Source organism: Perlucidibaca piscinae DSM 21586, assembly GCF_000420045.1.
GTDB classification, from domain to species: Bacteria; Pseudomonadota; Gammaproteobacteria; order Pseudomonadales; family Moraxellaceae; genus Perlucidibaca; species Perlucidibaca piscinae.
Genome location: NZ_ATUE01000007.1, coordinates 255,264 through 274,575, shown reverse-complemented (window position 1 = coordinate 274,575; position 19,312 = coordinate 255,264). Strand labels below are relative to the sequence as shown.

Here is a 19,312-nt window from a genome sequence, read left to right as displayed (position 1 = left end):
CGGCATTATAGATCTTGTAAATAGCCACGCGATCCCCATTTCGCCACCATGTCCGTCATCTTGTGACCTTGTCATCCAGGAGTCTTCATGTCGTCTGCCAGCCTCTACCCGCGCCCGGCCCTTGCCGAACGGGAAGCCACCGCCAGCCTGCTGGCCTCGGCCGATCTGCAGGCCCTGCTGCCGCTGGCGACCCTGGCCGTGACCGGCCCCGATGCCGCCAGCTTTCTGCAAGGTCAGGTCACCTGCGACATGCGTGAGGTGACGACGGAAAGCAGCCGTCCGGGCGGCCTGCTCAACCTCAAGGGTCGCCTCCAGATCAGCTTTCGTGTGCTCGCCGTGGCCGACGGCTTTGTGCTGGTTCTGCCCGCCGACCAGCTTGCGGCAGCGCAGCAGCGCCTGGGCAAATACGCCGTCTTCTCCAAGGTGACGTTGACGGCCGGCGGCTGGCAGGTCGCTGGCGTGCTCGGCCAGCATGCCTGGCAGGCCAGCGGCCCGTGGCCTGCCGAGCCGAACCAGGTTTGCCAGGACGAGGGCCGGATGAAACTGCATCTGCCGGGCCACTTTCGCGGACTGGTGCTGACGGCAGCTGCTGCCGGCAGTGCCGAGGTGACGGCAGACGCAGCGGCCTGGCAGGCCTGGCTGACCGGCAGCCTGCGTGCCGGTGACCTGATGCTGCCAGCCGCCGACAGCGAACGCTTTCAGCCCCAGGAGCTGGATTTTCATGTCCTGCAGGGCGTGAGTTACCAGAAGGGCTGCTATCTGGGTCAGGAAATCGTGGCGCGGCTGTATTTCCGCGGGCAGCTCAAGACCCGTCTGGCCTGCCTGCAGGGCAGCGATCCGGGCGGTGATGACGCGTTGACCCTGGTGTCAGGCACGCCGGTGACCGCACATGGCCAGACTGTCGGCGAACTGGTGGCGGCGAGCTGGGGCGACCCGGCTCATGTCACCGTGCTGGCGCTGCTGCGTGACGACAGCGAACACTATGAGCTGATCAGCCAGGAAGGCCGCTCATTGACCCTGAGCGCCTTGCCCTTCACCCGCTGAGCGTTCGCCTCAGCTGCCATAGCAGGCTTCGAGATCGTCCAGCGGCAGCGCATGGCCCGCCGGCACCTGATCAAAGCCGGCCAGCCACGCCGGCGTGACCTCGGCCAGCGTGGCCGGCTGCCAGCGCGGCTGCTGGTCCTTGTCGATGAGCAGGGCACGCACGCCTTCGGGGAAATCATGGCGGGCAGCACAGTGCGTCGCGATGCGCCACTCGTCACGGAACACCTGCGCCAGCGACTGCCGGCTGCCACGGTGCCACTGCTGCCAGACCAGCGCAGCGCTGGTGGGCGAGCCGGCACGATACGTGGACATCGCCTTGGCAAGCCAGTCCTGCTCCGGCACGACATCCCGCCAGACCGCATCCAGCGTGACCAGATCGGCATGGGCACAGACCGCTTCGATGGCGTCCTCTCGTGACAGCAGCGCCGACGCGGGCGCAGACGAGGCGCGTGCACGCAGCACGGCCTGCACCTGGTCAGCATGCTCGGCGGCATCGCCAGACCAGGCCAGGCCGGCCAGATCATCCAGCAGGGGCTGCCAGTCGCTGCTCGACAGCTGATCCGTGGCCAGCCCGAGCGCGAGGGCATCGGCACCGTTGAAATGCTGCGCGGTCAGACCCAGGTAGAGCCCGAAGCGGCCAGGCAGACGCGACAGGAAGTAGCTGCCGCCAACATCCGGGAACAGTCCGATACTGATCTCGGGCATGGCCATGCGGGTGGTCTCGGTCACCACGCGGAAGCGCGCACCCATCCACAGACCCATGCCGCCACCCATGACGATGCCGCTGCCCCAGACCAGCAAGGGCTTTGGGAATTGGTGGATGGCGTAGTCCAGACGATATTCGCGGGCAAAGAAATGCCCGGCCGCCAGGGCATCACCCTCGCCACTGCGCGCGAACTCGGTAAGCCGTCGCACGTCACCCCCGGCACAGAAGGCGCGCTCGCCGCGGCCACGCAGCAGCACCATGACCACGCGTTCGTCGGCTGCCCACGCCGCCAGCTGCGGCAGCAGGCAGTCGACCATGTCCAAGGTCAGGGCATTGAGGCTGCGCTCGCTGTCCAGGGTGGCGATGCCAAGGCATCGTCCGGACGCCAATTCACGGGTTTCACACTGTACCGGCAGGGATGTCACGACTCACTCCTCAGGCAGGCGCCCGGCTCAGGATGGTAGGGCCCAGTCGATGGTGGTCTGGCCGCGCTCGCGCAGCCAGGCATTGGCACGGGAAAAATGCCGGCAACCGAACCAGCCGCCGCGATTCGCCGACAGCGGCGACGGGTGAGCGGCGGTCAGCACGCAATGACGACGGGTGTCGATGATACGTCCCTTGCGCTGGGCGTACCCTCCCCAGAGCATGAACACCAGGCCTTCACGCTCACGGTTGAGCACCTCGATGACGGCATCGGTGAAACGCTCCCAGCCCCTGCCCTGATGCGAGGCGGCCTCGCCGGCGCGCACGGTGAGCACGCTGTTGAGCAGCAGCACACCCTGCCCTGCCCAGTTGCGCAAGTCGCCGTGAGGCGGAGGCAGGATGCCGAGATCCTGGTGCAGCTCGCGAAAGATGTTCTGCAGCGATGGCGGCTGGCGCTGCCCGGGCGGCACCGAAAAGCTCAGGCCATGCGCCTGGCCCGGACCGTGATAGGGGTCCTGGCCCAGAATGACCACACGCACGGCCGACAGCGGCGTGGCATTGAAGGCGGCAAAGATCTGGTTGCCCGGCGGGTAGACTGGATGTCCGGCGGCTTTTTCCTCACGCAGGAAATCACGCAGTGCATCCATCCAGGGCTGGCGCAAGGTGGCATCCAGGCTGGCATGCCAGTCCGGCGGCAACTGCACCGGGCGTGCCGGCATCGCGGCAGCATCCAGACTCATCACCACAGCCCCTTGATCTGGTAATGCAGTGCCTCGCGTATCCAGTTCTGCTGCGTCGTGGCAGAGCTTTCGATCAAGGCTTCGTATTCAATCCGGCGCACCGTGGCCAGCACGCAACGGGCAGCCTGCTCAGGCTGCCTGAGACCGGCCTGACGCAACCAGGGCAGCAGCAGCCCCATCCAGCGCAGGGCCATGTCACGCACGGCCGGCTGCAGCTCCGGCTCGTGCAAGGCGGCATACCAGAAGGCATACTCCATGACCACCTGCTCACGGTGATCGCGCAGGCGCTGGGCGATGTAGTCGGCCGCCAGATCCGTCAGCAGGTCGCTCCAGCGACGATCATCCGGGCCGAGCGCAACCTCGCTCATGCGCTCGGCAGCCTGCAGCCAGAACGGCTGGGTGAAGCGCGTGTAGGCCTCTTCGGCAAAGAGCTGAAAGGACTGCACCAGCAGCTCGTGAATGTCCTTGAAGTAATAGGTCGTGGACGCCAGCGGCACGCCGGCCGCTTCGGCGACCGCGCGATGGCGCACACCGCGGACACCGTCACGCAGCACTACCTGCCAGGTGGCGCGCAGAATGGCCGTGCGCCGCAGCTCGCCGCGCTGCTGCCGCTGCACACTGGACGATGCCGGTCTGCCCGCCGCCGTGGCGGCCGGCTCTGCTGCATCCATGCGGGTCTCTGCACTCACCTTGAGGTCCACTCCCTGCTGCGAGGTCATGCTGATTCTGCAATGAAAAAGGGCCCGAGGGCCCTTTTTCATCACCACCAGAGCACTTACTTCTGGATCTGGAACTCGACGCGGCGATTCAGCTCGCGGCCTTCGTCGTTGTCGTTGCTGGCAACCGGACGGGACTCGCCGTAGCCGGCAGCTTCCAGGCGGCTGGCATCGATGCCGTAGCCCACCAGGTAGTCACGCACTTCGTTGGCACGATCACGCGACAGCTTCATGTTGTAGGCATCGCTGCCACGGCTGTCGGTGTGGCCGGAGATGGCGATGCGGGTGCTCGGGTCGTTGCGCAGGAAGGCCACGACGTTTTCCATCAGACGCTGGGCATTGGCGGTCAGACGAGCCGAATCGAACTCGAAGGTGATGTCGCGCATGACCAGGGTCTGCTCGACGACACAGCCGTTGCCGTCAACCTTGGCACCTTGCGGGGTGTTCGGGCACTTGTCGCGCTCGTTGATGACGCCGTCACCGTCGTCGTCAACCTGGGCTTCCTCGACCACGACCTTCTCGACCGGCACTTCCTTGATGACGATCTTCTCGACCGGCACTTCCTTGACCACGATTTCCGGGGCCGGCTTGCCGAGGGCCATTTCCAGGCCGACAGCGGCGCGGTAGTCGATCAGACCCTTGTCGCCATCATTGAGGCCGTTGTCGTAGGTGTCGTAGACGGCGCGCACTTCGCCACGCAGGCGCAGGTTGTCATAGCCGAAGATGGCCTTGGTGAAGCCGGCACCGACGTTCACGTACGGGCTGAATTCGTCGTCATCCTTGCCGAACACGTCGTTGTAGACGGCACCGGCGCCGGCAACCAGGTAGGGGGTGAATTCGCTGCGGTCACCGAAGGCGTACTGCAGGTCGGCACCGACGCCGTACTGGTAGAAGTCGGTGTCATTGCCATTGCCGGTCTCGACGGTGTCACCGAAGAACTGGCCTTCGAGCCAGAGGTTCTTGGAGATGCTGCCGAGGCGCTGACCGAAACCGGCCTGGTAACCGACGCTGCCGCCATCGGCACCGCGATCCTTGTCGGCTTCGAGATAGAAGCCACCGAAGTAGACGTACTTGTCATAGACACTGCCCGCAGAACCTTCAGCGGCAATGGCGGTCGTGGAGGCACCGGCCAGAGCGGCGGCGGCAATGGCCAGTCGCAGGGATTGGGAGAAAGCCTTGGCGTTCATGTCTGATCCTCAAGAAAGTGTATGCGGCAGTCCGTTTGCGTGCCTTGACTGCAAGGTTACTGGAAACGTAAGTGCTCTAAACACGGAATATACAAGAAATTAACAAAAAAAATCCGGCCGTCGGTCAACCCGATCGATCCTTGCTTTTCACCACGTACTGGAACAGGGCATCCATGCGCTCGCCGAAGTAACGCTGGGTGGCTTTTTCCATGGCAGTGGCGACCTCGGCCTCGACCGCGACGTCGATGATCGGACGCAGCCGCCAGAGAATGTCGGCCAGCTGCGGAACATCGCTGCCCAGCGACGGCTTGCCGGCGCCCAGCGGCTCGAGCACGTGATGCGCCACCAGCTGCATGATCTGGTTGGCAACCTGCTCGACATTGGCACGCAGACCGCCCAGCACGTCCAGCAGACTCATCATGGGAACACCCATGGCGACCAGCTCGAGTCCGGCGTTGAACAGGCGCGGACTGGGTACGCGAAAACGCGCGCCGTCAACCTGCACCAGGTTCAGTTGCACGGCACGGCCGAGCAGCTCGGGCGTCATCTGGCGACCGAATGCCGTCATCAGTTCGGACAGTTCGTAATAGACCGGCACATCCTCGGACCAGGGCGAGGTGATGGCCTGCTCGAGGCCGAGCAGCTGACGCAGGTCCTGCCCCCGCTCCCAGGCCCCGATGAGTTCGGCGATGTTGCCGAGGCTGTAACCGCGCGCCAGCAGGGGCCCGATCATGCGCAGACGAGCCAGGTGGGCGTCGGAATAGATGCCGGTACGGCCGCGGATCTCGGGAGGCGGGATCAGGCCCTTGTCCTGGTAGGCCCGCACGTTGCGGACTGTCATGCGCGCAATCTGCGCCAGCTCGTCGATGGTGAATTCACGCACCGAGGATGCAACCGCTGTCTCCGGATCACCGGCTGACAGTTGAGGATCGCTGGGTTCACTCATCCGGCAATGTCCCGACCACGTGGAAGAATTCTAGGACTATACCGCAGTCGTGGCGATAGTTCTCGCCTTGCTGACAGGTTCCGCTGTAACAGTCGTTGTGATTGCCGGGGATGTCGCCTGCTCCAGCGTGGTCAGCCAGGCCAGGGCCTGCTCCCTGCTCGCTCCGCACATGTCGAGCGCCGGGCGCAGGCCGGAACACACGGCAGGTCGCTCAGGCCGGCCGAACAGGCGGCACAGTCCGGCAGCGTCCAGCTGCACGCAAGGCACACCTGCCGGCTTGCCATCGGGCATGCCGGGAATCGGAGACGAGATGGAAGGCGCAATGCAGCAGGCGGCACAGCCCGGGCGACAGTCAGGAGAACTCATGCCGGCATGCTGACAGATTCCTGTCCGCGCAGAAAGCAGCAGGCCCGCTCCTTGCGGAGCGGGCCTGTGCAGACACGGGCAGCATCGGCCGGTCTCCACGGACCGGCCGATCACCACGACGGCTTACTCGAACGTCTTGCCGGCGGCGGCCATGTCACGCAGCAGTTGCGGCGGCGTGAAACGGTCACCGTACTTGGCAGCCAGTTCATCGGCGCGCTGCACGAACTCAGCCAGGCCGATGTAGTTGATGTACTGCAGCACGCCACCGGTCCACGGCGCCATGCCGATGCCGAAGATGGAGCCGATGTTGGCATCGGCCACCGAGGTCAGCACGCCCTCCTCGAAGCAGCGGGCCGATTCGATGGACTGGCGATAAAGCAGACGCTCCTTCAGCTCCTCGAACTCGGCATCGCCGATCTGCACCTTCTCGGGCTTCACGAAGTGCTCGACCAGACCCGGCCAGATGGTCTTCTTGCCACCTTCCGGATAGTCGTAGAAGCCCTTGCCGGTGCGCTTGCCGTTGCGGCCGAACTCGTCCATCAGACGATCGACGACCGCTTCGGCCGGGTGCGCCGGGTAGGTCTTGCCCTCGGCAGCGAGGTCCTTGATGGTCTGCAGACGCACCTTGCGGCCCAGCTCCATGGTGACTTCGTCGGTGACGGCGAGCGGGCCCACCGGCATGCCGGCCTGCAGGCCTGCCTGCTCGATGGTCTGCGGGTGGTAGCCCTCGCCCAGCATGGCGATGCCTTCGTAGGTGAAGGTGCCGAACACGCGCGAGGTGAAGAAGCCGCGCGAGTCATTGACCACGATCGGCGTCTTGCGGATCTGCAGCACGAAGTCGAAGGCCTTGGCGAGCGCGGCATCCGAGGTCTTCTCACCACGGATGATCTCCACCAGCGGCATCTTGTCGACCGGCGAGAAGAAGTGCAGACCGATGTAGTTCTCCGGCTTCTTCGAGGCCGTGGCCAGGCCGGTGATCGGCAGCGTCGAGGTGTTGGAACACATCAGGACGTCCGGCAGCGCATTGGCTTCGGCCAGCTCGGTGGCCTTGGCCTTGATGGCGCGATCCTCGAACACGGCCTCGATGACCATGTCGCAGCCCGTGAGGTCGGCGTGGTCAGCGGTGGTCCGAATCAGCGCCAGCGTGGCCTCGGCCTTGGCGGCATCGAGACGGCCCTTGCTGACGCGCTTGTCGAGCAGACCCTTGCTGTAGGCCTTGCCGCGCTCGGCAGCCTCGATGGTCTGGTCCAGCAGCACGACCTGGATGCCGACACTGGCGGCAACGTAGGCAATGCCCTGCCCCATCATGCCGGCGCCGAGGATGCCGACCTTGGTGGCCTTCCAGGCCGGGTACTGTTCCTTGCTCGGGCGCGAGCCGCCGCCGTTTATCTTCTGCAGGTCGAAGAAGAAGGCCTTGATCTGGTTCTTGGCCTGGCGACCGGTGGCCAGCTTGACGAAATAGCGACGTTCGATCTTGAGCGCGTTGTCAAAGTCGACCTGGGCGCCTTCCACCACCGCCGACATGATGGCGCGCGGTGCCGGGTAGTTGGCGTTCTTGGTCTGCTTGCGCAGATTGGCCGGGAAAGCCGGCAGGTTCATGGCCAGCGACGGCGTCGACGGTGTGCCGCCGGGCATCTTGTAGCCGGACTTGTCCCAGGGCTGCTGTGCGGCCGGATTGGCCTTGATCCAGGCACGGGCCTTGGCCAGCATGTCCTCGGCATCGCTGGCCAGCTCGTCGATGAGACCGGTGGACTGGGCCTTGTCGGCCTTCATGCGCTGACCCTGCAGCAGCACGTTCATGAGCGCGTTCTGGATGCCCAGCATGCGCGTGACACGGGTCAGACCGCCACCACCGGGCAGCAGGCCCAAGGAAACCTCGGGCAGACCGAACTCGGCCTTGGTGCCACCGATGGCGATGCGACGGTGCGCGGCCAGCGCGATTTCCAGGCCGCCGCCCAGGGCGGTACCGTTGAGCGCGGCCACCACGGGCTTGCCCAGGGTTTCCAGCTGACGCAGCTGGCCATTGATCTCGATCAGTTCGGCAGTGAGCGCGTCGGCGTGCTCGGCCGTGGCCTGGATCAGCAGACGCAGGTCGCCGCCGGCGAAGAAGGTCTTCTTGGCGGAGGTGAGGATGACACCGGCGATCTCGGCCTTCTCGGCGTGCAGACGGGCCACGGCCTCGCCCATCGACTTGCGGTACAGCTCGTTCATGGTGTTGGCGGACTGGTTGGGATCATCCAGCGTCAGGGTGACGATGTTGTCCGCGTCCTTTTCCCAGCGGATGGCACTCTGAGTCATGTTCATTCTCTCTGTCATTCAGGGGCTGAGCCGGGCTCAGACGCGTTCGATGATGGTGGCGATGCCCATGCCGCCGCCCACGCACAGGGTGCAGAGGGCGCGCTTGAGACCGCGACGTTCAAGTTCGTCAAGCGCGACCTGCACGATCATGCAGCCGGTGGCGCCGAGCGGATGACCCATGGCGATGGAGCCGCCGTTGACGTTGGTGATGTCATGGGAAATGCCCATGTCCTTCATGAAGCGCATGGCCACGGCGGCGAAGGCTTCGTTGATCTCCCAGAGATCGATGTCGGCGACGGTGAGACCGGCCTTGGCCAGCGCCTTGCGCGCGGCCGGCGCCGGACCGGTAAGCATGATGGTCGGGTCAGCACCGCTGACGGCGGTGGCGACGATGCGCGCACGCGGCTTCAGACCCAGCTTCTTGCCGGTGGCCTCGTTGCCGATCAGCATCAGCGCGGCACCGTCGACGATGCCCGAGGAATTGGCGGCGGTGTGCACGTGGTCGATCTTCTCGACCCAGTGGTACTTCTGCAGGGCGACGGCGTTGAAGCCGCCCATTTCGCCCATCATCATGAACGAGGGTTGCAGGCCGGCCAGCTTCTCGACGCTGGAATCCGGCTTGATGAACTCGTCCTCGGCCAGCACGACCTGACCGTTGAGATCGGTGACCGGCACCACCGAGCCCTTGAACCAGCCCTGGGCACGGGCATTCGCGGCACGCTTGTTGGACTCGACGGCATAGGCGTCGACGTCGGCACGGGTGAAGCCTTCCAGGGTGGCGATCAGGTCGGCACCGATGCCCTGCGGCACGAAGCCGGTTTCGAGGTTGGTTGCCGGGTCCATGGCCCAGGCGCCGCCGTCCGAGCCCATGGGCACGCGCGACATGCTTTCCACGCCGCCGACCACGACCAGGTCCTCGAAACCGGAACGGATCTTCATGGCGCCGAGGTTCACGGCCTCGAGGCCGGAGGCGCAGAAACGGTTGAGCTGAACACCTGCGGTCTCGTTCGGCCAGTGCGCGGCCAGCGCGGCAGTCTTGGCGATGTCGGCACCCTGGTCGCCCACCGGCGCGACGCAACCCAGCACCACGTCATCGACATGGTGCTTGATGGCGGCGCCATTGCGTTCTTCCAGCGCCTTCATCAGGCCGACCACGAGGTCGACCGGCTTCACGGTGTGCAGGGAACCGTCTTTCTTGCCTTTGCCACGCGGGGTGCGCACGGCATCGAAAATCAGGGCTTCCGTCATGGTGGAATGTCCTCTTGGGTGCGGGAAACACAGTGACCACGCGGTCACCGACTGGGTAGCGACTCTGGCGCCTGACCGCCAGCCCGACAATGACGCTTAACACCAAAAAGATGACATAAACGCTCAGGCGGCAGACAGGTCGCTTTTCATGGGCACAGGCATCTTGGCAAGGGCGGGATGCCTGGTTTAAAAAGGGCGACGATCCGCATCGAGGTGACCATGGACACGCCGCGTTTTGACAGTTTTGAGGCGTTCTACCCCTATTACCTGGCCGAGCACAGCAACCGCACCTGTCGCCGCCTGCACTTTGCCGGCACCACGCTGGTCATCGTGATTGCCGTGATTGCGGCACTGACTGCCAATGCCGGCTGGCTGTGGGCCTTGCCGGTGGCGGGTTACGGCTTTGCCTGGGTAGGTCATTTCGTGTTCGAGAAGAATCGGCCCGCCACCTTCAAGCACCCCTTCTACAGTCTGCTCGGTGACTTCGCGATGTATCGCGACATCTGGCTGGGCCGCATCAGCCTCTGAGTGGTCAGGGGCATTCCAGCCCGCCGCTGCTGCTCAGGAAGCGTCGCGCCCCAACGAGGCAGCCTTCGCCCTGGATTCGGCTGACCGGGCCTCGGCAGCCTGCGACTCAGCCGTCACCGTCTCGCAGCGCGTCGGGTCATCGCCGCAGATCGGGCAGGCCCCGTCACGCAAGCCGAGCTTGTTGAGCCCGCCACAGGAGCCCTTGATCGGCTCGCGGCCGCTCATGACGCCCACTGCCATGCCGGCAATCACCAGCAGGATGACGAACAGACAGATCAGGAACAGTGTCATGCGGTGACTCCGGGTCATGGCCGTCACGGGAGCGGACGGCCCTGGATGATTCAGGGACTTGTCAGCAGCGGCTTGGCAGCATCCGAGACGTAGTGCGTGAAACGGCCCTGCTCGCGCGCGATGAAAAGCGCCGCCAGATTCAGCCGGTTCGCCAGCACCAGGCCATCCTGCGGCCCGAGCACGTTCAGTGCCGTGGCCCAGGCATCGGCCGTGGCAACCGCCTTTCCCGGCGCCAGCATGACCGTCACCGACACGCCATGATGACTGACCGGCCGCCCGCTGCGCGGATCGATGGTGTGCGAATAGCGTACGCCATCCTGCTCGAAATAGTTGCGGTAGGAGCCCGACGTGGAGATCGCTCCGCCCCCGGGCAGGTTCAGGCGCCGGGCAACCCGGCCACTGCCATCGGGCTGTTCCACCGCCAGCTGCCAGGACTGTCCGTCGGGACGCAGACCGCGCGTGCGCAGGGTGCCTGCCACGCCCACCAGATAGTCCTGCACGCCACGGCGCTCCAGCACGGCCACCAGACGGTCCACGGCAACCCCCTCGCCCACCGACGACAGATCAACGAACAGGTCGCGCTGCCGGGTCAGCTCGCGCATCGCCGCGTCCAGTTGCAGGTGCTGCCAGCCGACACGGGCACGCGCGGCAGCAATCGCGGCAGCATCCGGCACGCGCTCCGGGCGGCCCTGCGCGCCGAAACCCCAGAGATTGACCAGCGGCCCGATGGTGACGTCATAGCGACCGTCGGTGGCCGCGCTGACTGCCAGCGCTGGCTGCAGCGCCTGCAGCAGGATCGGGGAAACGCCCACCGGCGTGCCGACAGGCGAGGCATTGAAACGCATCAGCTCGGTGTCCGGCTGATAGGTCGACAAGGCTCGATTGATGGCATCCAGCTCGGTCTGCAGCTCGGCCTGCAATGCCGTCGCCGTGACGCCGGAAGGCAGCTCGCGCAGCTTGACCTGCCAGGCCATGCTGTAGAACGCGATGCCGCCCAGCGTCACCGGTGGCGATGGCCGGCTGCAGCCTGACAGGGCCAGTATCGCCAGCACCAGAAGTGCCTGCAGCAGACTCCCCGGCCATCGCCATGGCCAGCGCACAATGACAAGGCCGGGGTGGTGAGGTGGGTGTCGTGAAGACACCCACCTCACCACCCCGGCCGTCACCTGCCGCAGGGTGTATCCGTCAGCCACCGAAGTCATCAAGCAGGATGTTCTCGCGGTCCACCCCCAGATCCTCGAGCATCTTGATGACGGCCGCGTTCATCATGGGCGGGCCGCACATGTAGAACTCGCAATCTTCCGGTGCCGGATGATCCTTGAGGTAGTTCTCGTAGAGCACGTTGTGGATGAAGCCGGTGTAGCCGGTCCAGTTGTCTTCCGGCTGCGGCTCGGACAGCGCCAGATGCCACTGGAAGTTGGGATTCTCGGCTTGCAGCTGGTCGTACTCGTCGACGTAGAAGGTCTCGCGCAGCGAGCGCGCGCCATACCAGAAGCTGATCTTGCGCTTGCTCTTGAGACGCTTGAGCTGGTCGAAGATGTGCGAGCGCATGGGTGCCATGCCGGCACCGCCGCCGACAAAGACCATCTCGGCATCGGTGTCCTTGGCAAAGAACTCGCCGAACGGACCGAACACGGTGACCTTGTCGCCGGGCTTGCGCGAGAACACGAACGACGACATCTTGCCGGGCGGGATCTCGTTCATCTGGCGCAGCGGCGGCGTGGCAATCCGGATGTTGAACTTGAGAATGCCCTTCTCGTCCGGGTAGTTCGCCATCGAGTAGGCACGGATGGTCGGCTCGGTGGTCTTCGAGCTCAGATCGACGATCTTGAACTTCTCCCAGTCGCCCCGGTATTCCTCGCCGATGTCCATGTCCTTGAAGTCGCACTCATAGGGCGGGATTTCCAGCTGCACATAGCCACCGGCGCGGAAATGCACATCCTCGCCTTCCGGCAGTTTCAGGGTCAGTTCCTTGATGAAGGTGGCGACGTTGTCGTTGGAAATGACCTCGCACTCCCAGCGCTTGACCCCGAAGAGCTCCTCGTCGAGCTCGATGTCCATGTTCTGCTTGACCTGGAGCTGGCAGCCCAGGCGCCAGCCTTCCTTGATCTCGCGCTTGGTGAAGTGCGGCTCCTCGGTGGGCAGGATGTCGCCGCCACCGGACTTGACCTTGACCTTGCACTGGCCGCAGGAGCCGCCGCCACCACAGGCCGAGGACAGGAAGATCTTCTTGTCAGCGAGCGCCCCCAGCAGCTTGCCGCCGCTTTCGACCTCGACGCGCTTGTCGGGATCGCCGTTGATGTCGAGAACGACATTGCCGGAGGTCACCAGCTTGGTGCGCGCCGCAAGAATCACCAGCACCAGGGCCACCACCACCCCGGTGAACATCAGCATGCTCAGGACAACAATGAATTCAGTCGACATGGTCTGCTCCTTAAAGCTGGATGCCGGAGAAGGACATGAAGCCCAGCGACATCAGGCCGACGGTGATGAAGGTGATGCCCAGACCCTTGAGGCCGGCCGGCACATCGCTGTACTTCATCTTTTCGCGAATGCCCGCCAGCAGGGCGATCGCCAGCGCCCAGGACAGGCCGGCACCAATGCCGAACACCGTGCTTTCCGCCAGGTTGTACTCGCGCTGCTGCATGAACAGGGCACCGCCGAGGATCGCGCAGTTCACCGTGATCAGCGGCAGGAAGATGCCCAGCGCGTTGTAGAGCGCAGGCAGGTACTTGTCGAGAACCATTTCAAGGATTTGCACGAAGGCGGCAATGGTACAGATGTAGACAAGCAGCGCCAGGAAGCTCAGGTCGATGCTGCCGGCATCGGTCATGCCGGTCCACTCCAGCGCGCCGGCCTTGAGCAGGTAGTTGAAGGCCAGGTTGTTGATGGGCATGGTCAGCGCCATCACCACCACCACCGCGATCCCCAGCATGATGGCGGTCTGCACCTTCTTGGAGATGGCCAGGAAGGTGCACATGCCCAGGAAGAACGACAGCGCCATGTTCTCGATGAAGATCGAGCGGACAAAAAGACTCAGGTAATGTTCCATGCTTCAGCTCCGCTCAATGCGCCTGCGAGGACTTGCTGTTGGGCGCGATCCTGAACTCGTCCTGCTCCTGCTGGGCCGGCTTCCACGAACGCAGCGCCCAGATGATCAGACCGATCAGGAAGAAGGCCGACGGCGGCAGCAGCATCAGGCCGTTGGGCAGGTACCAGCCGCCATCGGCAATGCGCGGCAGGATGGTCAGACCGAACCAGGTGCCGGAACCGAGGATCTCGCGGATGGTGCCGACCAGCAGCAGCAGCGCGGAGTAGCCGAGACCGTTGCCGAGACCGTCGAGAAAGCTCACGCCGGGCGGATTCTTCATGGCGAAGGCCTCGAGCCGTCCCATGACGATGCAGTTGGTGATGATGAGACCGACAAACACCGACATCTGCTTGGAGATGGCGGGAGCGAAGGCCTGCAGGAACTGGTCGACGATGATCACCAGCGAGGCCACCACGACCATCTGCACGATGATGCGGATGGAATTGGGAATGTGGTTGCGGATCATCGACACGAACAGGTTGGAGAACGCCGTCACCGCCGTCAGGCCGATGGACATTGCCAGCGCCGTCTTCATGTTCGAGGTCACGGCCAGTGCCGAGCAGATGCCAAGCACCTGGAACACCACCGGATTGGTGTTGAGAATCGGCTGGACGACAATGTCGCGCATGGAAAGCTTGTCAGCCATGATCAGACTCCAGAGTCACGGACGTTGTCGAGGAACTTGCGGAAACCCATGTCACCCATCCAGAACCTGACCAGGTTGGACACGCCGTTGGAGGTCAGCGTCGAGCCGGACAGGGCATCGACCTGGTGCACGGCTTCCGGCTTGGCGGGATCAACCCCCTTCTTCAGGCCCAGCACCGGGTTGCCGCTGGCGTCATAGACCTGCTTGCCCGGCCACAGTGCTTTCCAGGCCGGGTTGTCGACCTCGCCACCGAGGCCCGGCGTTTCGGCATGCTCAGTGAAAGTGATGCCGGCCACGGTGTTGGCATCGGCACCCACCACCAGATAGCCATGCAGCGTCGACCACAGGCCGTAGCCAGACACCGGCAGCACGTAGCGCTCGGCCTTGCCCTGCTCATTGCGCAGGACGTAGATGTCAGCCTGGTTGGCACGGCGCTTGATGCTGGCGATGTCCTGCTCGCCACTCAGGGCGATGGACTGCTCGGGATCCTTGGCCGCCTTGCGCTGATCATAGGCATCCTGCAAATCGATGCGCTTGAACTCGCCGGTGTCGAGCGTGACCAGGTAACGCTCGAGGCGGGCAAATTCGCGGGACACCTCGGCTGCCGAGCCCTGCCCTTCCGCGAGCACACCGGCTGCAGCAAGGATCTTGCGCTGCTTGTCGAGCATCTTGTTGGTGTCCTGCACCGGCTTCAGCAGGGTCACGGCTGCTGCCAGGGCGATCGAGCAGACCACCGACAGCACCACGGCCACGGTCAGGGTCTTGCCACGGGATTCCTTAGACATGGCGCAGCGCCCTCCGCTTGATGTTGGCCTGGATGACAAAGTAGTCGATCAGCGGCGCGGTCAGGTTGGCAAACAGGATGGCCAGCATCATGCCCTCCGGATAGGCCGGATTGACCACGCGGATCAGCGTCACCATGACACCGCAGACGATGCCGAAGACCCAGCGTCCGGCGTGGGTCATGGCTGCCGACACCGGATCGGTGGCCATGAACACCATGCCGAAGGCGAAGCCGCCGAGCACCAGATGCCAGTGCCAGGGCATGGCAAACATCGGGTTGGTGTCGGAGCCGATGAGGTTGAACAGCAGCGAGGTCATCATCATGCCCATGGACACGCCGGCCATGATGCGCCAGGAGGCGACGCGGGTGGCGAGCAGGATGACGGCCCCGATCGCGATGCCCAGCGTCGAGACCTCGCCCATGGAGCCGGGAATGTTGCCGATGAAGGCATCCCACCAGGTGATGGCCTGCAGACCGCCGTCACCGATGCGCTGCATGGCCTCGATGCCGGCGGCCTTGGCCTGGCCCAGCGCGGTGGCGCCGCTGAAGCCGTCCACCGCCTGCGACCACAGGGCCGGATTGGCCGCGGTCCACACCGTGTCACCGGAAAGCTGCGCCGGGTAGGCGAAGAACAGGAAGGCACGACCGGCCAGCGCTGGATTGACGAAGTTCTTGCCGGTGCCGCCGAAGACTTCCTTGGCGATGACCACGCCGAAGGTGATGCCCAGGGCCACCTGCCAGAGCGGGATGGTCGGCGGGCAGGTCAGCGCGAACAGCACCGAAGTGACGAAGAAGCCCTCGTTGACCTCATGGCCGCGCTTCTGCGCGAACAGCACTTCCCAGAAGCCGCCGACAATGAAGGTGACCAGGTAGACCGGCACGAAATAGGTGGCGCCATAGACCAGGCAGTCCCACCAGCTGCCGGCATCGAAACCGGCAATCAGGCTGATGACCCAGACGCGCCAGGCATCGGTGAGCTGGTCCGGCGTTGCCCCCGGCACGTTGGCGAGCAGGGTCAGGGCCTGGCTGCCGGTGTTCCACATGCCCAGGAACATGGCCGGGAAGGTGGCCGCCCAGACAATGATCATGATGCGCTTGAGATCGATGGAGTCACGCACATGCGCCGCGGCATGCGTCACCTTCTTCGGACTGTAGAAGAAGGTGTCGATGGCCTCGAACAGCGCCGCCCAGTTCTCGTGCTTGCCGCCCTTGCGGAAATCAGGCTCCATGGCCTCGAGTTTGTTCTTGAGCCAGCTCATGCGTCAGCCCTCCTTCTCGATCAGGGTCAGCACATCGCGCAGGACCGGTCCGTATTCGTACTTGCCCGGGCAGGCATAGGTGCACAGGCCCAGATCCTCCTCGTCCAGCTCCAGGCAGCCCAGCGCCTGCGCGGCATCGCTGTCGCCCACCAGCATGCTGCGCAGCAGCTGCGTCGGCAGGATGTCCAGCGGCATCACCTGCTCGTAGGTTCCGACCGGCACCATGGCACGCTCGGAGCCGTTGGTGCTGGTGGTCATGGCAAACGTCTTGCGCAGGAACTTGCCGAGATAGAGGTTGAGCACCGAGCTGCGGTGCGTGCCCGGGCGGAAGTAGTGCAGCAGTTCGCGCTCGCGACCTTCGGCCAGACAGGACACCTGCAGGTGGTAGCGACCCAGGTAGGACTCGACGCCCTGGGCCTGCCGGCCGGAAAGCACCGATCCGGACACCACGCGGTTGTCGCCGGGCTGCAGCTCGCCACTGACCACATCGACCAGCGAGGCCCCCAGGGGAACCTTGATCAGGCGCGGCTGCTTCACCACCGGACCGCCCAGCGAAATCACGCGCTGCGTGTCAATGCGGCCCTGGGTGAAGAGCACGCCGATGGCGGCCACATCCTGGGCATTGAGATGCCAGACCGTGCGCTGGGCCGACACCGGATGCAGGAAATGGATATGGGTCCCGACCAGACCTGCCGGATGCGGACCGGAAAAGACCTCGTTGCGCGCCGTGCCGGTGGGCAGGTCGCTGCCGGGAGCCTGCGCGACATAGACCGTCGACGCCAGCTGCTGCAGCAGGACCAGGCCGTCGGCAAAGTCCTGCTCGCGGCCGACCAGGGTCACGCGCGGATGCGCCGCCAGCGGATTGCTGTCCATGGCATTGACGAAGATGGCCGAGGGCTGGCTGGCGGGATCGGGAACCTTGCTGAACGGACGGGTACGCAAGGCTGTCCAGATGCCGGAGGCAAGCAGACGCTCGCGCACGGCGTCGGCGCCCAGGCTGGCGAGGGCGTCACGTGCCACCGCCGGGAAGCTGACCGCGTCCGTGATGGCAGGATCAATGTCGATGACCAGCGACTGGAACACGCGCTTGTGTCCGCGGTTGATGGCACGCACGCGGCCGCTGGCCGGCGCCGTGAACACCACGGCCGGGTTCTTCTTGTCGCTGAACAGGGGCTGGCCAAGGATGACCTGATCGCCTTCGGCGACAGACATGGTGGGCTTGAGCCCGGGATAGTCGGCACCGACCACGGCAACGGAGCGCACGACGGGGCTGGTCCCAATCTGCTGGACAGGCGCACCCGCGATGGGCACATCGAGACCACGCTTGATCTTGATCATGGAGGCTTCCGGCAACGGTTGTTGTTATGGGCAGCGTCACTCGCGACACGACCCGGTTGGGCCGAAAGTATAAGGGAAAGACCGCAGGTGGAAACCCTGAACCGGGCCGGGACAGACCGAATGGGAGGCAAACAGACCGATTGCAGCCGTGACACGGCGGCTGCGCAAAAAAAAGCAGGGGCTTGTGCCCCCTGCTTTTTTCGCCACGGCTCAGACCGATCAGGCGGCCGGCAGCGAGAGGTGATGCGTACCGGCGATCTGCTCGGCAATGCGCATGACCTGGCAGCTGTAGCCCATCTCGTTGTCGTACCAGACATAGAGATTGGCCTTGTTGCCGTTGACGATGGTGGCCTGGGCATCGAACACGCCGGCGGCACGCGAGCCGATGAAGTCGGACGACACCACTTCGGTGGAGTTGGTGAAGTCGATCTGCTCGTCAAGGCTGGTGTGCAGGGACACGTTGCGCAGGAACTCGTTGATCTCTTCCTTGCTCGCGGCCTTGTCCAGGGTCAGGCTGAGGATGGCCATGGACACGTTCGGGGTCGGCACGCGGATGGAGTTGCCGGTGAGCTTGCCGAGCAGTTCCGGCAGTGCCTTGGCCACGGCCTTGGCGGCACCGGTCTCGGTGATGACCATGTTGAGCACGGCGGAACGACCACGGCGGTCGGCCTTGTGGTAGTTGTCGATCAGGTTCTGGTCGTTGGTGAACGAGTGCACGGTCTCGACGTGGCCGGACTGGATGCCGAACTGGTCGTTCATGACCTTGAGCACCGGCGTGATGGCATTGGTCGTGCACGATGCCGCCGACAGGATGGTGTCCGCATCGGTGATGGTGTCGTTGTTGACGCCGTAGACGATGTTCTTGACGTCGCCCTTGGCCGGCGCGGTCAGGATCACGCGGCTGACGCCCGGGCAGGTCAGGTGCTGACCGAGGCCTTCGCTGTCCTTGAGCTTGCCGGTGTTGTCGATGAGCAGGGCATTGCTGATGCCGTACTGGGTGTAATCGACGTCGCTGGGCTTGCCGGCGTAGATCACCTTGATGAAGTTGCCGTTGGCAATGATGGCTTCGTTCTCTTCATCCACCGCGATGGTGCCTTCGAACGGACCGTGGATGGAGTCGCGGCGCAGCAGCGAGGCACGCTTCTGCAGGTCGCCGTCGGTGGTCTTGCGGACGACGATGGCACGCAGGCGCAGACCGCCGGTGAGGCTGGCCTTCTCGATCAGCAGGCGGGCCAGGATGCGGCCGATGCGGCCGAAGCCGTAGAGTACGACGTCACGCGGCTCGCCTTGCTGCGGCAGGCCGATGCCCGGACGCAGGGCAGCCTCGACGAAGCTGCGCAGGTCCTGGCCGGCGCCCTTCTCGCGGTACTCGATGGCGAGCTTGCCGATGTCGACCTGGCAGGGACCGAGGTCCAGCGAGGCCACGATGTCGAGAATCGGATAGGTATCCACCACCGACAGATCGCCGGCGATCATGCGCACGCGGCGGTGATACTTGAGAATCTGGATGACCGAACGGTTCACCAGCGCACGACCGAAAACCGTGGTGATGACGTTGCGCTCGCGGTACAGGGTACCGATCACGGGGATCATGGACTCGGCGATGGACTCGCGATTCTTCCAGCGGCCGAAGTGGTCGGCCTGCAGGGCCTTGATGGTGTCGACGGTCACAGACTCATCCTCGTTGCACATAAAGAGGAC

General features: G+C 64.6%; 18 protein-coding genes and 1 pseudogene. 2 read left to right on the top strand and 17 right to left on the bottom strand.

The window, feature by feature from the left end; all coding sequences use genetic code 11:
* Positions 1-87 precede the first annotated feature (87 nt).
* Positions 88-1,044, top strand: coding sequence for a CAF17-like 4Fe-4S cluster assembly/insertion protein YgfZ (ygfZ, locus tag F595_RS0108775; protein WP_022956494.1), 957 nt, complete (start codon positions 88-90; stop codon positions 1,042-1,044).
* Between the two features lie 9 nt (positions 1,045-1,053).
* On the opposite strand, the gene F595_RS0108770 is transcribed toward ygfZ, so the two are convergent.
* The 8 genes and pseudogenes from F595_RS0108770 to F595_RS0108740 form a co-directional block, all read right to left on the bottom strand.
* Positions 1,054-2,175, bottom strand: a complete 1,122-nt coding sequence (locus F595_RS0108770; RefSeq protein ID WP_022956493.1) for an enoyl-CoA hydratase/isomerase family protein — start codon at positions 2,173-2,175, stop codon at positions 1,054-1,056.
* A gap of 27 nt (positions 2,176-2,202) precedes the next feature.
* Positions 2,203-2,913: a uracil-DNA glycosylase gene (ung, locus tag F595_RS0108765; RefSeq protein ID WP_022956492.1), complete on the bottom strand. Its 711-nt coding sequence runs from the start codon at positions 2,911-2,913 to the stop codon at positions 2,203-2,205.
* Positions 2,913-3,632, bottom strand: coding sequence for a TetR/AcrR family transcriptional regulator (locus tag F595_RS13525; RefSeq protein WP_051144676.1), 720 nt, complete (start codon positions 3,630-3,632; stop codon positions 2,913-2,915). Before F595_RS13525 ends, ung begins: the two co-directional genes overlap by 1 nt.
* A 56-nt stretch (positions 3,633-3,688) precedes the next feature.
* On the bottom strand, positions 3,689-4,816 hold the full coding sequence (locus F595_RS0108755) for an OmpA family protein (RefSeq protein WP_022956490.1): 1,128 nt from the start codon (positions 4,814-4,816) through the stop codon (positions 3,689-3,691).
* Positions 4,817-4,940: 124 nt separating this feature from the next.
* Entirely contained in the window at positions 4,941-5,762 is an 822-nt protein-coding gene (locus tag F595_RS0108750) for a MerR family transcriptional regulator (RefSeq protein WP_022956489.1), read from the bottom strand.
* A gap of 108 nt (positions 5,763-5,870) precedes the next feature.
* A pseudogene (locus F595_RS14875) lies at positions 5,871-6,128 on the bottom strand (YkgJ family cysteine cluster protein); the annotation flags it as partial.
* Between the two features lie 123 nt (positions 6,129-6,251).
* Positions 6,252-8,426 (bottom strand): 3-hydroxyacyl-CoA dehydrogenase NAD-binding domain-containing protein, encoded by a 2,175-nt coding sequence (locus tag F595_RS0108745; RefSeq protein ID WP_026913416.1) that lies wholly within the window; start codon positions 8,424-8,426, stop codon positions 6,252-6,254.
* A 36-nt stretch (positions 8,427-8,462) separates the two neighbouring features.
* Positions 8,463-9,674, bottom strand: coding sequence for an acetyl-CoA C-acetyltransferase (locus F595_RS0108740; protein WP_022956487.1), 1,212 nt, complete (start codon positions 9,672-9,674; stop codon positions 8,463-8,465).
* A gap of 219 nt (positions 9,675-9,893) precedes the next feature.
* Between F595_RS0108740 and F595_RS0108735 the strand changes: the two genes are divergently transcribed.
* Positions 9,894-10,202, top strand: a complete 309-nt coding sequence (locus F595_RS0108735) for a DUF962 domain-containing protein (protein WP_022956486.1) — start codon at positions 9,894-9,896, stop codon at positions 10,200-10,202.
* A 33-nt stretch (positions 10,203-10,235) separates the two neighbouring features.
* Here F595_RS0108735 and nqrM read toward each other — a convergent pair whose 3' ends face one another.
* The 9 genes from nqrM to F595_RS0108690 all read right to left on the bottom strand — a co-directional run bounded on the left by nqrM (position 10,236) and on the right by F595_RS0108690 (position 19,282).
* Positions 10,236-10,493 carry a (Na+)-NQR maturation NqrM gene (gene nqrM, locus F595_RS0108730; protein ID WP_022956485.1) on the bottom strand — a complete coding sequence of 86 codons (258 nt, stop codon included), beginning with the start codon at positions 10,491-10,493 and terminating at the stop codon, positions 10,236-10,238.
* 50 nt (positions 10,494-10,543) lie between these two features.
* A complete protein-coding gene (locus tag F595_RS13520; RefSeq protein WP_169447000.1) occupies positions 10,544-11,635 on the bottom strand; it encodes an FAD:protein FMN transferase in 1,092 nt (363 codons plus the stop codon).
* A 43-nt stretch (positions 11,636-11,678) separates the two neighbouring features.
* On the bottom strand, positions 11,679-12,917 hold the full coding sequence (gene nqrF, locus F595_RS0108720; RefSeq protein WP_022956483.1) for an NADH:ubiquinone reductase (Na(+)-transporting) subunit F: 1,239 nt from the start codon (positions 12,915-12,917) through the stop codon (positions 11,679-11,681).
* A gap of 10 nt (positions 12,918-12,927) precedes the next feature.
* Complete coding sequence (nqrE, locus tag F595_RS0108715) at positions 12,928-13,545, bottom strand: NADH:ubiquinone reductase (Na(+)-transporting) subunit E (RefSeq protein ID WP_022956482.1); 618 nt, start codon at positions 13,543-13,545, stop codon at positions 12,928-12,930.
* A 13-nt stretch (positions 13,546-13,558) separates the two neighbouring features.
* Positions 13,559-14,230: an NADH:ubiquinone reductase (Na(+)-transporting) subunit D gene (locus tag F595_RS0108710; RefSeq protein WP_022956481.1), complete on the bottom strand. Its 672-nt coding sequence runs from the start codon at positions 14,228-14,230 to the stop codon at positions 13,559-13,561.
* A 2-nt stretch (positions 14,231-14,232) separates the two neighbouring features.
* The gene (locus F595_RS0108705) at positions 14,233-15,015 is read right to left on the bottom strand and encodes a Na(+)-translocating NADH-quinone reductase subunit C (protein WP_022956480.1); all 783 of its coding nucleotides are present in this window, start codon (positions 15,013-15,015) and stop codon (positions 14,233-14,235) included.
* Complete coding sequence (locus tag F595_RS0108700) at positions 15,008-16,273, bottom strand: NADH:ubiquinone reductase (Na(+)-transporting) subunit B (protein WP_022956479.1); 1,266 nt, start codon at positions 16,271-16,273, stop codon at positions 15,008-15,010. Before F595_RS0108700 ends, F595_RS0108705 begins: the two co-directional genes overlap by 8 nt.
* 3 nt (positions 16,274-16,276) lie before the next feature.
* The gene (locus F595_RS0108695) at positions 16,277-17,611 is read right to left on the bottom strand and encodes a Na(+)-translocating NADH-quinone reductase subunit A (protein ID WP_022956478.1); all 1,335 of its coding nucleotides are present in this window, start codon (positions 17,609-17,611) and stop codon (positions 16,277-16,279) included.
* Between the two features lie 219 nt (positions 17,612-17,830).
* On the bottom strand, positions 17,831-19,282 hold the full coding sequence (locus tag F595_RS0108690; RefSeq protein WP_026913414.1) for a glyceraldehyde-3-phosphate dehydrogenase: 1,452 nt from the start codon (positions 19,280-19,282) through the stop codon (positions 17,831-17,833).
* Positions 19,283-19,312 lie beyond the last annotated feature (30 nt).

Excerpts from the sequence above, each read along its gene's own strand:
- ung (WP_022956492.1), bottom strand. The coding sequence starts at position 2,913 with ATGAGTCTGGATGCTGCCGCGATGCCGGCACGCCCGGTGCAGTTGCCG.
- ygfZ (WP_022956494.1), top strand. The coding sequence starts at position 88 with ATGTCGTCTGCCAGCCTCTACCCGCGCCCGGCCCTTGCCGAACGGGAA.
- F595_RS0108700 (WP_022956479.1), bottom strand. The coding sequence starts at position 16,273 with ATGAGCTGGCTCAAGAACAAACTCGAGGCCATGGAGCCTGATTTCCGC.
- F595_RS0108745 (WP_026913416.1), bottom strand. The coding sequence starts at position 8,426 with ATGACTCAGAGTGCCATCCGCTGGGAAAAGGACGCGGACAACATCGTC.
- F595_RS13525 (WP_051144676.1), bottom strand. The coding sequence starts at position 3,632 with ATGACCTCGCAGCAGGGAGTGGACCTCAAGGTGAGTGCAGAGACCCGC.
- nqrF (WP_022956483.1), bottom strand. The coding sequence starts at position 12,917 with ATGTCGACTGAATTCATTGTTGTCCTGAGCATGCTGATGTTCACCGGG.
- F595_RS0108750 (WP_022956489.1), bottom strand. The coding sequence starts at position 5,762 with ATGAGTGAACCCAGCGATCCTCAACTGTCAGCCGGTGATCCGGAGACA.
- F595_RS0108695 (WP_022956478.1), bottom strand. The coding sequence starts at position 17,611 with ATGATCAAGATCAAGCGTGGTCTCGATGTGCCCATCGCGGGTGCGCCT.
- F595_RS0108740 (WP_022956487.1), bottom strand. The coding sequence starts at position 9,674 with ATGACGGAAGCCCTGATTTTCGATGCCGTGCGCACCCCGCGTGGCAAA.
- nqrE (WP_022956482.1), bottom strand. The coding sequence starts at position 13,545 with ATGGAACATTACCTGAGTCTTTTTGTCCGCTCGATCTTCATCGAGAAC.
- F595_RS0108735 (WP_022956486.1), top strand. The coding sequence starts at position 9,894 with ATGGACACGCCGCGTTTTGACAGTTTTGAGGCGTTCTACCCCTATTAC.
- F595_RS0108710 (WP_022956481.1), bottom strand. The coding sequence starts at position 14,230 with ATGGCTGACAAGCTTTCCATGCGCGACATTGTCGTCCAGCCGATTCTC.
- nqrM (WP_022956485.1), bottom strand. The coding sequence starts at position 10,493 with ATGACACTGTTCCTGATCTGTCTGTTCGTCATCCTGCTGGTGATTGCC.
- F595_RS0108755 (WP_022956490.1), bottom strand. The coding sequence starts at position 4,816 with ATGAACGCCAAGGCTTTCTCCCAATCCCTGCGACTGGCCATTGCCGCC.
- F595_RS0108705 (WP_022956480.1), bottom strand. The coding sequence starts at position 15,015 with ATGTCTAAGGAATCCCGTGGCAAGACCCTGACCGTGGCCGTGGTGCTG.